Origin of the sequence: Bacteroides sp. 1_1_30, from assembly GCF_020982715.1 — a bacterium.
Taxonomy (GTDB): Bacteria; Bacteroidota; Bacteroidia; order Bacteroidales; family Bacteroidaceae; genus Bacteroides; species Bacteroides xylanisolvens.
The window spans coordinates 39,071-52,423 of sequence record NZ_JAJKHN010000003.1; the positions used below are offsets into that span (position 1 = coordinate 39,071).

Annotated in this window: 13 protein-coding genes; 9 read left to right on the plus strand and 4 right to left on the minus strand. The window is 41.7% G+C overall.

The window, feature by feature from the left end; genetic code table 11:
* Window positions 1-19: 19 nt before the first annotated feature.
* The 3 genes from LPH68_RS01175 to LPH68_RS01185 all read right to left on the minus strand — a co-directional run bounded on the left by LPH68_RS01175 (window position 20) and on the right by LPH68_RS01185 (window position 3,183).
* Window positions 20-1,285 carry an FRG domain-containing protein gene (locus LPH68_RS01175; RefSeq protein WP_117810627.1) on the minus strand — a complete coding sequence of 422 codons (1,266 nt, stop codon included), beginning with the start codon at window positions 1,283-1,285 and terminating at the stop codon, window positions 20-22.
* A gap of 15 nt (window positions 1,286-1,300) precedes the next feature.
* The gene (locus LPH68_RS01180; RefSeq protein ID WP_117683847.1) at window positions 1,301-1,876 is read right to left on the minus strand and encodes a UpxY family transcription antiterminator; all 576 of its coding nucleotides are present in this window, start codon (window positions 1,874-1,876) and stop codon (window positions 1,301-1,303) included.
* A 356-nt stretch (window positions 1,877-2,232) separates the two neighbouring features.
* Window positions 2,233-3,183 carry a tyrosine-type DNA invertase cluster 3b gene (locus tag LPH68_RS01185; protein ID WP_049702701.1) on the minus strand — a complete coding sequence of 317 codons (951 nt, stop codon included), beginning with the start codon at window positions 3,181-3,183 and terminating at the stop codon, window positions 2,233-2,235.
* A gap of 128 nt (window positions 3,184-3,311) precedes the next feature.
* Between LPH68_RS01185 and LPH68_RS01190 the strand changes: the two genes are divergently transcribed.
* From LPH68_RS01190 to glyA, 8 genes are all read left to right on the plus strand, one after another.
* Window positions 3,312-3,722, plus strand: a complete 411-nt coding sequence (locus LPH68_RS01190) for a DUF4119 family protein (RefSeq protein ID WP_008022561.1) — start codon at window positions 3,312-3,314, stop codon at window positions 3,720-3,722.
* A 228-nt stretch (window positions 3,723-3,950) separates the two neighbouring features.
* On the plus strand, window positions 3,951-4,295 hold the full coding sequence (locus LPH68_RS01195) for an SH3 beta-barrel fold-containing protein (protein ID WP_008770647.1): 345 nt from the start codon (window positions 3,951-3,953) through the stop codon (window positions 4,293-4,295).
* A gap of 24 nt (window positions 4,296-4,319) precedes the next feature.
* Window positions 4,320-5,099, plus strand: coding sequence for a DUF4373 domain-containing protein (locus LPH68_RS01200; RefSeq protein WP_008022568.1), 780 nt, complete (start codon window positions 4,320-4,322; stop codon window positions 5,097-5,099).
* Window positions 5,100-5,211: 112 nt separating this feature from the next.
* Entirely contained in the window at window positions 5,212-6,153 is a 942-nt protein-coding gene (gene pyrB, locus LPH68_RS01205) for an aspartate carbamoyltransferase (protein WP_009039538.1), read from the plus strand.
* Window positions 6,150-6,611, plus strand: coding sequence for an aspartate carbamoyltransferase regulatory subunit (gene pyrI / locus LPH68_RS01210; RefSeq protein ID WP_009039537.1), 462 nt, complete (start codon window positions 6,150-6,152; stop codon window positions 6,609-6,611). The genes pyrB and pyrI overlap by 4 nt, the downstream gene beginning before the upstream one ends.
* Window positions 6,612-6,720: 109 nt before the next feature.
* A complete protein-coding gene (locus LPH68_RS01215) occupies window positions 6,721-7,290 on the plus strand; it encodes a flavin reductase family protein (RefSeq protein WP_004303449.1) in 570 nt (189 codons plus the stop codon).
* A gap of 16 nt (window positions 7,291-7,306) precedes the next feature.
* On the plus strand, window positions 7,307-8,047 hold the full coding sequence (locus LPH68_RS01220) for a porin family protein (protein ID WP_008019436.1): 741 nt from the start codon (window positions 7,307-7,309) through the stop codon (window positions 8,045-8,047).
* 134 nt (window positions 8,048-8,181) lie between these two features.
* The gene (gene glyA, locus LPH68_RS01225; RefSeq protein ID WP_004303451.1) at window positions 8,182-9,462 is read left to right on the plus strand and encodes a serine hydroxymethyltransferase; all 1,281 of its coding nucleotides are present in this window, start codon (window positions 8,182-8,184) and stop codon (window positions 9,460-9,462) included.
* 350 nt (window positions 9,463-9,812) lie between these two features.
* Here glyA and LPH68_RS01230 read toward each other — a convergent pair whose 3' ends face one another.
* Complete coding sequence (locus LPH68_RS01230) at window positions 9,813-11,480, minus strand: formate--tetrahydrofolate ligase (RefSeq protein ID WP_008640016.1); 1,668 nt, start codon at window positions 11,478-11,480, stop codon at window positions 9,813-9,815.
* Window positions 11,481-11,649: 169 nt separating this feature from the next.
* Here LPH68_RS01230 and aspT point away from each other — a divergent pair, with 169 nt between their 5' ends.
* Complete coding sequence (aspT, locus tag LPH68_RS01235; RefSeq protein ID WP_009039535.1) at window positions 11,650-13,344, plus strand: aspartate-alanine antiporter; 1,695 nt, start codon at window positions 11,650-11,652, stop codon at window positions 13,342-13,344.
* The last annotated feature ends 9 nt before the right edge of the window (window positions 13,345-13,353 follow it).

Below are 13,353 nucleotides of genomic sequence, written 5' to 3' on the forward strand. Positions count from 1 at the left end.
TAATTCAGGGCTAATTCACCTATTTCAAGCAACGGGCAAACTTTTTTAGTACAACCCCTTGGTTATAATCTATAGTATACGGAATATTTTCATCAAAAGCCCATTGATAACGCTGGTCATAAGGAAGGGATTTCAACGCATTCAATATAGAACCATTATCACCCGGGATGTATATCCTTGAACAAAATTCATTCCAAAAACCTTTTTTTATAGCAGCGTAATATTCTTTCAATTCATCTTTTGTAAAAGTTGGTATATAGTCTCGAATTTCATACCCCAAATTTTCTAATTCATGAGTCAAATCATCAACTGATGAGCCGGGATTATTAACCTGATTTGCCAAAACAGTCCTGTTTGACAGCACTAGCTTATCACGATTACAAGCCTTCCAATGATTCATCAAAATATCATCAGGAAAAAGATCTTTGCCACCATGAAATTCATCAAAAATACGTTGAGCTATTTTGGGGTCATGCTTAAATCGCACCATTTGTAGTCGTAAAAAGGTGTTAAAATCCTGTCCCTTTGTCAACTTATAAAGAAAGCCATACTGTTTGCCACTACGTGGAAAAACCTGTAATCCTATTGTTGTAAGTGGAACTATCTTGAAGTCAGCATCAATATCCAACGAATAATAATAAAGGACACCAGCTACGTGCTCTTTATCTAAAATGGGCGAATAGGTATCTGTCTTCCAATCGTAATCGGTAGTTGCAAAAAACGCTGCCACTTGCGGACTACTGGTCATGTCCAGAAAACATGTTTTATTGTAATAATGCTGAGTCAAACCCAACAAATTCATCTCAAAGCGAAATTGTTGTCCATTCAGTTCAACACCAAGGTCTAGTAGCTGAACTAAAGGATGTGACAACATTAAGAGCTCCATTTCCTGCCCAATTGCCAATTCTTCAATATATTGTTTCTGTTCATTTTTGCGAAACAGACTTGGAGTACAAGGAGAATGAAACTCAGTCTCACCACGAAACAGAAATTTTCTCTCATGCAGATTAGGTTTCAACGAATATCTACCCGATGCCAATCGAGACATAACGAAACTTTCTGATGGTGCATTATTGAAATATCCGCTATAAGGATAATTTAAACTGTCCACCGGAATCAGTTTTGATTTCATTCCAGGCTTCAAAAAAGATGAAGTCGGCTGTTCTGGCACACAAGGAGCAACTTGTCTCTTCCTGTCTGAAGCCAATGCTTTTTGTTCATTCTTTAACACATATTCTAGTGCATCATCTATATTCGGAAATATATATTCGTTTCCTGTTACCATAACACATTTAGTTGCCTATTGTTTCTCTCCTATCGGTTCCACATATCCAACCGGCATATCCGCACAAGCACACCCCAGCATATTCAACCGGACAGCAATTTTACTTCTACCATCTACCATAACCAGTTCTCCTACAAGCCCTGTCAAGGGACCTTTAATGACACGCACTTTTTCACCACGTGCCAAAGGAGCACTATTCATACAGATTGCCTCTTCGGAATAGTCAAGCATAAAACGGAAACGAGCCATTTGTTCATCAGGAATGATAGTCGGACTGCTCTCACCACGCATTACCATATACCGACTAACTGTAGAAAAGGAAAGAACCTCTTTACGTTCTTTGGGATCAGCGTGTACAAAAACCATCATCGGAAGCAATACGGATTCAACCACTTTACGGCGGTCACTCCATTGATGTACTTCTTGCTGGACTGGTACAAAATTTTCAATCCCTATTTTATCTAAACGCTCGGCTACTTTCTTTTCATGATGCATACGGACCAGAGCGACATACCAGCGTTTAGAGTGTGCTACGCCTTCCCCTGTCCCAATACTAGGCCCAGCACTTAAAGTTTCTTTCGTTAGAATCATACTTTTTTACCCCTTATTTTTCCGTTACTTCTTAGGTAACGGATAAGGTACTCATTCACAGAAAAACAGATGAAAGCAGAAAAACATGGACAGGAACTGCCTACAAAGATGTTTTTCTAACCTACGTGAAGGGAAAACATCTTTGGAAACAGAGTACAGGAATTTCAGGCATGATCAAACAGAATCATCATGTCCTGATATATTTTTGTTGCATATTTCAACAATTCAGAAAAAAAAGAAGATTTTACTTGTTTACTATTTGTATTTTTGCATATCTTTGCACCGAATAATTATCCGTTACCTAAGAAGTAACGGAAACATTTCGCCCTTGATTTCTAACACTTTATCGTTAACTATCAACCTAAACGATAGTTTCTAATGTAAGATAAATTCCCTTTATTTACCTCTGTACGTTCTTTGAGTTCAAAACCTTTTAAATAGATTTGTGTCGTTTTTATAGATTTATGCCCCAATGATTCACTGATCATTTCAATTGGCACTCCACGATACTTCGCTGTCGTTGCCCAAGAATGGCGCAGTGTATAAGAAGAAACCGGAGATTTTAACCGTAAAACTCTCGCCAAATCCTTCAAACTATTATTAAAATTCCGAAGAGCAGACTGATATTCACGGTATGCTCTTTCATCTTTGCGTTTCTTGTTATTACAAAGTATATCAAATAGATAGTCCGGACAATCGGGAATGGGTTCCTGATTACTCCAGAGTTGATTTATCATTCCCCTGGCGGTATCCAATACTTCGACGCTCATGGGAGTTTTCGTCTTGATTCGATTATAGCGCAACACGCTCTGATCTAAAGCTGATTTTTCCAAATGTGCCAAATCAGCAAATGACATTCCACAAAACTGAAACATCAGGGCGGCAATAATTTGTGTACGACGTAAACGTTCCGATTTGGGATCTTCATACAAAAGCTTATGTAATTCACCAGCAGACAAAGCTTTCTTTTGCCGGACATCCACACCTGTATAGACATCATGAAACAATCGAGGAACATAAGGGGCACTCCCCGCTTCCACTCCCCGATTGTAAATACTACGAAGCATACGCATATACGTAGAAATCGTATTGGGCTTCAAACCACACTCATAAAGATACTGACCATAACGTCGTAAACGTTCCTTGGTAACTTGCTTGAACGACACATTCAATGTACCACAATACCTCCCGAAAGAATAAAGGGCGTTCTTATAAACGTGCGCCGTAGAATAACGCCCTTCCTTTCGTAAACGATTGATGTAGTTCTCACCACATCGACTAAATCCATTTTTATTCATCATTTGCATCACTAGTTATTTTATATATATACTATTTGGCAAGCGACAAAAGAACAAATCTTTTTGCAGGTTCAATTTCACTTTCCAGATATTATTTTCGAATTAACATTCATTAATATTGCAAAAATTAACTAATTATGAGAAGCGAAAAATCTAAAAAAGGAAGTAAAAACAACAAAGCAAAAAGAAATGTTCAAACAGTGGGAAAAGCCCCTGGAAGACAGTCAAAGGAAGAAATCATCAGTGAAGAAGAGCTGGAAAACAGAATAGCAATCAGTGGAGATATCCGCCTTTATCTCACCATGCATTTGAGAATCTTTATCGATGGATATTTCCACCATCCTAAGAAAAAAAAGCTGATAAATCTGGCCCAATATATCTATGACCAAAAAGTATTATACATTCACAAGCATGGCGGCTATAAGTTAATGGAACTTAGCAGTATACATGCAGAATTGGCGGCATTGAAAAAGTCTGTCGAAGAAGAATATATGAAAGAGAAAAAGGAAAAAAGAGAACAGGCTGAAAAGCTTAAAAGCAAGTACTAAGAAAAAATAATGGGACAAGTGAAATATAAGGCCTACCTTCGCCGCCGTTTTCAACCGGTCGGAAAGCAACAAGAATTTCTCTCAAAAAATAGTGACGGTATGCTGTTGTCATAGCGTCACTATAATGAAAGGATAGTAACGCTATGACAACAGCATACCGTCACTATCCGACAGGGAATATTTACGTTTAAATAAAAACTTAATTTTTCAATCAAAAAACAGAAGAAAATGAGACAAAAGATCAAGAAAGGCAAGTTGGAAGCTTGCAAATTAGTATGGAAAAAACGTATTACTGCCGAAAAGGGGATTTCGGATAAATGTGCGGATAGAATTGTACAGGAGTGCATTAAACTAATAGAACACATGTTGTATGGAAATGCAATGATAGCTTTTCATAAGCAGGATGGTACGTTCTGCCTGGAAAAAGGAACACTGGTAGGATATGAAAAATTCTTTCATAGAGAATTTAATATCACAGCACAACAAGAGTCTATTATTTATTGGAGTGAAGAACAAAAAGGATGGAGAAGATTCATGATCGGAAACCTGATGGAATGGAAAGCTATTGTATAGTTTATAATAAAAAAATATTGAATAATGAATATGATTAATAAAGGGATACCTTACTTCCCGACACCGGCAAACTTTTTTGACGAAGAGGTTATGGAGTTATTAGAAGCCAAATTCGGAGTGTTAGCTTCTTACATGGTCATGCGATTACTTTGCAAAATCTATAAAGAGGGATATTACATCTCTTGGGGGAAAGAACAAAATCTAATTTTCGTCCGCAAAGTAGGTGGCGGGATCAAAGAGGATATGATGGAAAAGATTGTCGACCTGTTATTGGAAAAAGGATTTTTCCATAAGGAAACCTACGAGAAACACGGTATACTCACTTCGGAACAGATTCAAAGAGTGTGGTTCGAAGCTACAACACGAAGAAAAATAGATTTCTCACAACTACCTTATTTATTAGAGACCAAACAGAGAAAAAGGATACACAAGGATGAGTTGAACAAGGAAAATGCTAACATTTTTCCAACTCAAGAGGAAGTGAGTTCAGAAAATGCAGACATTTCTCGACAAACTAAACTAAAGGAAACTAAACTAAATACTGAAGAAGAAGAAATAAGCGATGCTTCGTTTGAAATTCCGGGGTATGCATACAATCAGGCCACACACAACATGAACGGACTGATAGAAAGTCTGGAACGCCACAAAGTGACTAATTTGAAGGAGAGGCAGACAATTCTCCGGTTATCAGACTATGGCAGGAAAGGCACCCAAGTATGGAAACTACTCTCTAATACGGCCTGGAGCAAAATCGGAGCACCGGGGAAATATATCATTGCAGCACTAGCCAGCGGACGGAAATAAACCGACTGATTAAAAGCTGATAAAAAAGGTACGAAAAATCTGTGCTTTTCACAAATTCTTCGTACCTTTACGCTCCGGTAAAACAAGTTCTATCCACATAAAAGATAACAAAATGGAAAACAGAAGTTTAGTAACCATTGCCGAACATTCTAAAGAAAAAATCCTCTACATGCTCGAAATGGCGAAGCAGTTTGAAATGAACCCCAATCGCCGGTTATTACAAGGAAAGGTAGTAGCAACCCTGTTCTTCGAACCTTCCACCCGTACCCGCTTGAGTTTTGAAACAGCTGCCAACCGTCTCGGTGCACGAGTAATCGGATTCTCTGACCCCAAGGCCACCAGCTCTTCCAAAGGGGAAACACTTAAAGACACGATCATGATGGTGAGTAACTACGCAGATATTATCGTCATGCGACACTATCTCGAAGGAGCTGCACGATATGCCAGCGAAGTAGCCCCGGTGCCCATTGTCAATGCAGGTGACGGAGCTAACCAGCACCCGTCGCAGACGATGCTCGATCTTTACTCTATCTACAAAACGCAAGGAACGCTGGAAAATCTGAATATTTTCCTGGTGGGTGACTTGAAATACGGCCGCACCGTACATTCTTTGCTGATGGCGATGCGACACTTTAATCCGACTTTCCATTTTATCGCTCCTGAAGAATTGAAAATGCCGGAAGAATACAAACTTTACTGCAAAACGCACCAAATAAAATACGTTGAACATACAGACTTTTCCGAAGAGATTATCGCCGACGCCGATATTCTGTATATGACCCGTGTGCAACGCGAACGTTTCACCGACCTGATGGAATATGAACGGGTGAAGAATGTATATATTCTCCGTAACAAAATGTTGGAAAACACACGTCCGAACCTGCGTATCCTGCACCCGCTTCCCCGTGTCAACGAAATTGCTTACGATGTGGATGACAACCCGAAAGCATATTATTTCCAACAGGCACAAAACGGTCTGTATGCCCGCGAAGCAATCCTTTGCGATGTATTAGGTATCACATTAGAGGACGTTAAAAACGATATTTTATTATGAGCGAAAATAAACAAGCATTGCAAGTAGCTGCCCTGAAAAACGGAACAGTGATTGACCATATCCCATCTGAAAAGCTCTTCACCGTAGTGCAACTGCTCGGTGTGGAACAAATGACAAGCAATATCACGATCGGATTCAACCTCGACAGCAAGAAGCTGGGTAAAAAAGGAATCATCAAAATTGCAGATAAATTCTTTTGTGACGAAGAGATCAACCGTATTTCGGTAGTAGCACCGCACGTCAAACTGAATATTATCCGCGATTACGAGGTAGTGGAAAAGAAAGAGGTAAAAATGCCGGATGAGCTTCGTGGCATCGTGAAATGTGCCAATCCGAAATGTATTACCAACAATGAACCGATGAGCACCATCTTTCATGTGATAGATAAGGATAATTGCATCGTGAAATGCCATTATTGCGAAAAAGAACAGAGACGTGAAGAGATAACAATCCTCTAACTTCAGCTCACCACAGATTACACGGATTCACACAGATTTTTATTTTATGGGACAATAACATCTATATCTGTGTTAATCTGTGTAATCTGTGGTGAAAAAAATGACAACTATGAAACAGGACTGGAAACCAGGAACGATGATTTATCCGCTGCCGGCTGTACTAGTCAGTTGCGGAAAAGAGGAAAGCGAATATAATATGTTCACAGTAGCATGGACGGGTACGATTTGCACGAACCCGCCCATGTGTTATATATCCGTACGTCCGGAACGCCACTCATACGATATTATCAAAAAGAACATGGAGTTTGTCATCAACCTGACAACCAAAGACATGGCTTTTGCCACCGACTGGTGCGGAGTTCGTTCGGGACGTGATTATCATAAATTCGAAGAGATGAAACTGACACCCGGACAGTGTACGGTGGTCAGTGCACCGCTGATTGAAGAATCACCCCTTTGCATTGAATGTCGTGTAAAAGAAATCATCTCTCTTGGCTCACATGATATGTTTATTGCCGACGTAGTAAATGTGCGTGCCGATGAACGGAACCTGAACCCCGAAACCGGAAAGCTGGAACTGGCGGAAGCTAATCCGCTGGTATATGTGCACGGAGGATATTACAATTTGGGAGAGAAAATCGGTAAGTTCGGTTGGAGTGTAGAAAAGAAAAAATCATAAAAGGAACGATACTGTCATGGATATGCTGCGTAAATTCATTTTTTTAGGTTTATTAGTTGCAGCCGGCAGCCCGGTTGTCGGACAGAATTATAACGCAGACAGAGTAGACCGTCCCAACACAAAAAAAATAAATATCGGTATCAAAGCGGGCTTCAACTCTTCCATGTTCATGGTGTCTGAACTGAAAATTAAAGATGTAACTATCGATGAGGTGCAGAATAACTATAAGATTGGTTATTTCGGTGCTCTCTTCATGCGCATCAATATGAAAAAACATTTCATTCAGCCTGAAGTGTCGTATAATGTAAGCAAATGTGAGATTACTTTCGACAAACTCGGTTCCCAGCATCCTGCCATCGAGCCTGATTACGCTTCGGTGCAATCGGTGTTGCACAGTGTCGATTTTCCCGTTCTATATGGATATAACGTAGTGAAAAAAGGACCTTACGGAATGTCTATCTTCGCAGGTCCCAAGCTTCGCTACCTATGGGGAAAGCACAATGAAATCACTTTTAAGAATTTCGACCAAAAGGGTATTCACGAAAAGTTGTATCCGTTCAATGTCAGCGCAGTGATTGGCGTAGGTGTCAACATCTCACGTATCTTCTTCGATTTCCGCTACGAACAAGGTATAGGAAACATCTCCAAGTCTATCATTTATGACAATATCAACTCCGACGGCAGTACGGGTGTGAGCAACATTATTTTCCGTCGCCGTGACAGCGCGTTAAGTTTTTCACTGGGATTCATTCTTTAAGAATAAAATATCATTAAATCCCGCTTTTTACTAACATTTTTCTTACTGTTCCTTCATTCTTTATTTATTTTCATTAACTTTGTGCGCTTAAAATAGGTATCTCGAATTAGAAATTTAATCTTACTTATAAAAGAATGAAAAGAGACGACATCATTTTCGACATCATCGAAAAAGAGCATCAACGTCAGTTGAAAGGAATCGAGCTGATTGCATCAGAAAACTTTGTGAGTGACCAAGTAATGCAGGCAATGGGTTCTTGCCTGACTAACAAGTACGCAGAAGGTTATCCCGGCAAACGTTACTACGGAGGTTGCGAAGTAGTAGACCAAAGCGAACAAATCGCTATCGACCGCCTGAAAGAAATTTTCGGCGCTGAATGGGCAAACGTACAGCCACACTCGGGAGCACAAGCTAATGCTGCTGTTTTCCTTGCTGTTCTGAATCCGGGCGACAAATTCATGGGATTAAATCTGGCACACGGCGGACACCTGTCTCACGGTTCATTAGTGAACACTTCCGGTATCATCTATACTCCTTGCGAATATAACCTGAATCAGGAAACAGGACGCGTTGATTACGACCAGATGGAAGAAGTCGCTCTTCGTGAAAAACCAAAAATGATTATCGGTGGTGGTTCTGCATACTCTCGTGAATGGGATTACAAACGTATGCGTGAAATCGCTGACAAAGTAGGCGCTATCCTGATGATCGACATGGCTCATCCTGCCGGTCTGATCGCTGCCGGAGTGCTCGAAAATCCGGTTAAATATGCACATATCGTCACTTCTACTACACATAAAACACTTCGCGGACCTCGTGGTGGTGTCATCATGATGGGTAAGGATTTCCCCAATCCATGGGGTAAGAAAACTCCGAAAGGTGAGATCAAAATGATGTCTCAATTACTGGATTCTGCCGTTTTCCCGGGTATCCAAGGCGGACCGTTGGAACATGTAATTGCTGCTAAAGCAGTTGCTTTCGGCGAAATCCTGCAACCTGAATTTAAGGAATATGCTAAACAAGTACAGAAAAATGCTGCCGTACTTGCACAGGCTTTGATCGACCGTGGCTTTACCATCGTTTCCGGTGGTACAGACAATCACTCTATGTTGGTCGACCTGCGTAGCAAATATCCTGATTTGACAGGTAAAGTGGCAGAAAAAGCATTGGTTTCTGCTGATATTACCGTTAACAAGAACATGGTTCCGTTCGACAGCCGTTCGGCTTTCCAGACTTCCGGTATCCGTTTGGGTACTCCTGCTATCACAACTCGTGGTGCAAAAGAAGACTTGATGCTCGAAATTGCAGAAATGATCGAGACTGTATTGTCTAACGTAGAAAATGAGGAAGTTATTGCACAAGTACGTGCACGCGTCAATGAGACAATGAAAAAATATCCTCTTTTCGCTTACTAAAACACAAATTTAAAGCTAGTAATTGTAAACTGTTATTAGCTTAATTCCCATTTAAGGTCTGCTCTTTACGAAAGGAGCAGGTCTTTTTTTATTTATTAACGGTCCCGTTCGAACTATCTTTCCGGAATTTCGTTTTTGTTACTATAAAAGAAATATATGATGTCATATATCACCCACAACAAGTACGAATTCAACCGTACAGTGTGCAAGAAGAGAAAAGAGAAGCACACTGGACTCTATATACAGTCATCCCCGTCTTTCCACATTCATTTTATAGGGAAAGACGGGGATTTATTTTTATCGGCATAGCGCCAGAGCAAGCGTTCTTTAAATGTATATTTAAGTGTATATCAGCTCAATCCTTCTATTTCTCCATCCACAATATCGATATGCAATGCTTGCGGTTCTTTAGGCAATCCCGGCATACGAAGAATTTCTCCGGCAATGGCTACAATCATTTCAGCTCCGTTATTGATTACAATATCTTTAATATGGAACTCGAAATTGTTCACCGCGCCATAAATCTTAGGATCGGCAGAGAATGAATACTGTGTTTTAGCAATACAAACCGGGTAATGAGTGATGCCCATTTTCTCGATCAGTTTGATACGGTTGCGTGCAATACTGCTGTAAGTAATAACGCTGGCTCCGTAAATATTAGTAGCCACCTTTTCAATCTTCTGCTGTATATTATCTTCTTCCTTATATGTATAACGCAAAGGTTCGGACGGATTATTTTCGATTGTATCTACCACCAGGCGGGCCATGTCTACTGCCCCCTCTCCTCCTTCACTGAACGCATTGTTGATAGCAAAACCGACTCCCAACTGTTCGCAATGCTCACGCAGCAATTCCATTTCTTCATCGGTGTCGGACGCAAACTTATTGAAAGCTACAATAACCGTCTGACCGAATGAACGAAGATTACGAACATGTTTGTCCAGATTACGCAATCCTTCTTTCAGTCCTTCCATATTCGGTTCTTTGATACGGTCGAGACTGACACCTCCGTGCATCTTCAATCCTTGTGCCGTAGCGACAATCACCGTGAGACGCGGTTGGAGTCCACTCTTGCGGCACTTGATATTGTAGAACTTCTCTGCACCAAGATCAGCACCGAATCCGGCTTCTGTGATTACATAATCGCCGAAAGACATTGCCAATTTAGTGGCCAGAATAGAGTTACAACCATGCGCAATATTAGCGAACGGACCGCCGTGTACAAAAGCAGCGGTTCCTTCCGTAGTCTGCACCAGATTAGGATGGATGGCATCTTTCAGCAACACAGTGATAGCTCCTGCCACTCCCAGATCTTTTACGGTAAAAGGCTGGTCATCATAAGTGAAGCCCAACAGGATGTTTTCGATACGACGACGCAAATCACTCACATCTTTGGAAAGACAAAGAATCGCCATAATTTCCGAAGCAGGAGTAATATCGAAACCGGACTCTTGGGTAATCCCGTTAGATTTAGGTCCAAGACCGACAACGATGCTGCGCAACGAACGGTCGTTCACATCAAGCACTCTCCGCCAAAGAATTTCTTTCAATCCGAAACCTTTTGCCTGGTTCTGATAGAGATAATTGTCGAGCAAAGCCGAAATCATGTTATGAGCAGAGGTGATGGCGTGAAAATCCCCTGTGAAATGAAGGTTAATCTTATCCATCGGAAGCACTTGTGCATATCCTCCACCGGCCGCTCCTCCCTTCATTCCGAAACAAGGACCGAGAGACGGTTCACGAAGAGCGACAATCGCATTCTTTCCAATTTTATTCAGTCCCAAAGCAAGACCGATAGATACGGTAGTTTTGCCAATGCCCGCTTTGGTTGCCGTGATAGCAGTGACCAGGATGAGATTGCTTTTCTTCACTTTCTCTTCATCAATCAGTTGTTCAGGGATCTTTGCGATGTAGCGGCCATAATTCTCCACTTCCTCACGAGGAATTCCGACACCTTCGGCAACTTGCTTAATCTTCTTCAGCTCAATGCTGCGAGCAATTTCTATGTCTGATTTCATACAGAATATGATTAGTTTTATTTTTGAAAGAACAAAAGTATAACAAAAAAGCGAAATAGAGAAATTTAAAGTTCATCGGATATTTATATATCTATTTATCATAAACACTATAAACTCTTTTCACGCAATAACTGTTGTAAATGACATAACCTAAAACAACAACTTAATTATGGAATGGATTATTAATCAACTAAGGGTACACCCTGAACTTGCTATTTTCCTGACGCTCTTTGCCGGATTCTGGCTGGGCAGACTCAAAATAGGGAAATTCTCATTAGGGACAGTCACCAGTGTTCTGCTGGTCGGCGTGTTGGTCGGGCAACTGAATATCACTGTGGATGGCCCGATGAAAGCTGTGTTCTTTCTGCTTTTCCTGTTTGCCGTCGGCTATAAGGTAGGTCCACAGTTTTTCCGCGGATTGAAAAAGGATGGGCTGCCACAGGTGGGATTCGCTGTACTGATGTGTATTGTCAGCCTGGTGGCACCGTGGATACTCGCCAAAATCATGGGATACCATGTAGGGGAAGCTGCCGGACTTTTGGCAGGCTCACAGACCATATCCGCCGTGATCGGCGTGGCAAGCGATACAATCAACCAATTGGGAATCAGCGATGCACAAAAAGCAACATTCATCAATGCGATTCCGGTAGCTTACGCTGTAACTTATATCTTCGGTACAGCCGGTTCTGCATGGATTCTGGCTTCTCTCGGCCCTAAAATGCTGGGCGGACTGGATAAGGTGAAAGCCGACTGCAAAGAACTGGAGGCTCAAATGGGAACATCGGAAGCTGATGAACCCGGATTTTCCCCGGCTCTTCGTCCGGTGGTATTCCGTGCCTATAAAATCACCAATGAATGGTTCGGCAAAGGAAAGAAAGTCAGTGAACTCGAAACATATTTATGTAAGAATGATAAACGGCTGTTTGTAGAACGGATTCGTCAAAGAGGAGTGGTGAAAGATGTTGATCCGAACCTGATTCTTCGCAAAAATGACGAAGTGGTACTAAGCGGACGCCGTGAGTTTGTAATCGGAGAAGAAGACTGGATCGGTCCGGAAGTGATCGACGCACAATTATTGGATTTTCCGGCGGAAACTCTTCCCGTAATGGTGACTCACCGGACGTTTGCCGGCGAAACGGTAGCCAAAATCCGGGCACAGAAATTTATGCACGGAGTCAGTATCCGTAACATCAAGCGTGCCGGAATCAATGTTCCGGTATTATCCAAAACAGTTGTGGATTCGGGAGATATTCTCGAGCTCACCGGTCTTAAACATGAAGTGGAAGACGCTGCCAAACAAATGGGTTACATTGACCGTCCGACCAATCAGACGGATATGATTTTCGTCGGGCTGGGCATTTTGCTCGGTGGTCTTTTCGGTGCACTGGCTATCCATCTGGGAGGTGTTCCTATCAGTCTTTCTACCAGTGGCGGCGCATTGATTGCCGGACTTCTGTTCGGTTGGTTACGCAGCAAGCATCCTACTTTCGGAGGTATCCCCGAACCCTCTTTATGGGTATTGAATAATGTAGGGCTGAATATGTTTATCGCAGTGGTCGGCATTGCTGCAGGCCCCAGTTTTATAGCCGGATTCAAGGAAGTCGGAGTCAGTCTGTTTATTGTCGGTGCACTGGCAACTGCCATCCCTCTTCTCGCAGGATTGCTGATGGCGAGATACCTGTTCAAATTCCACCCTGCCCTTTCATTGGGATGCACGGCAGGAGCACGTACCACAACAGCGGCACTGGGAGCTATTCAGGATGCAGTGGAAAGTGATACACCCGCATTAGGGTATACAGTGACGTATGCAGTCGGCAATACGCTACTGATTATCTGGGGAGTCGTCATCGTGTTGCTTATGTAAAACTATATA

What these genes read in the sequence shown, in the direction of transcription:
- aspT (WP_009039535.1), top strand. Translation starts at nt 11,650, where the DNA reads ATGGAATGGATTATTAATCAACTAAGGGTACACCCTGAACTTGCTATT.
- LPH68_RS01200 (WP_008022568.1), top strand. Translation starts at nt 4,320, where the DNA reads ATGAATATGATTAATAAAGGGATACCTTACTTCCCGACACCGGCAAAC.
- pyrB (WP_009039538.1), top strand. Translation starts at nt 5,212, where the DNA reads ATGGAAAACAGAAGTTTAGTAACCATTGCCGAACATTCTAAAGAAAAA.
- LPH68_RS01230 (WP_008640016.1), bottom strand. Translation starts at nt 11,480, where the DNA reads ATGAAATCAGACATAGAAATTGCTCGCAGCATTGAGCTGAAGAAGATT.
- LPH68_RS01215 (WP_004303449.1), top strand. Translation starts at nt 6,721, where the DNA reads ATGAAACAGGACTGGAAACCAGGAACGATGATTTATCCGCTGCCGGCT.
- LPH68_RS01175 (WP_117810627.1), bottom strand. Translation starts at nt 1,285, where the DNA reads ATGGTAACAGGAAACGAATATATATTTCCGAATATAGATGATGCACTA.
- pyrI (WP_009039537.1), top strand. Translation starts at nt 6,150, where the DNA reads ATGAGCGAAAATAAACAAGCATTGCAAGTAGCTGCCCTGAAAAACGGA.
- LPH68_RS01190 (WP_008022561.1), top strand. Translation starts at nt 3,312, where the DNA reads ATGAGAAGCGAAAAATCTAAAAAAGGAAGTAAAAACAACAAAGCAAAA.
- LPH68_RS01220 (WP_008019436.1), top strand. Translation starts at nt 7,307, where the DNA reads ATGGATATGCTGCGTAAATTCATTTTTTTAGGTTTATTAGTTGCAGCC.
- LPH68_RS01195 (WP_008770647.1), top strand. Translation starts at nt 3,951, where the DNA reads ATGAGACAAAAGATCAAGAAAGGCAAGTTGGAAGCTTGCAAATTAGTA.
- LPH68_RS01180 (WP_117683847.1), bottom strand. Translation starts at nt 1,876, where the DNA reads ATGATTCTAACGAAAGAAACTTTAAGTGCTGGGCCTAGTATTGGGACA.
- glyA (WP_004303451.1), top strand. Translation starts at nt 8,182, where the DNA reads ATGAAAAGAGACGACATCATTTTCGACATCATCGAAAAAGAGCATCAA.
- LPH68_RS01185 (WP_049702701.1), bottom strand. Translation starts at nt 3,183, where the DNA reads ATGCAAATGATGAATAAAAATGGATTTAGTCGATGTGGTGAGAACTAC.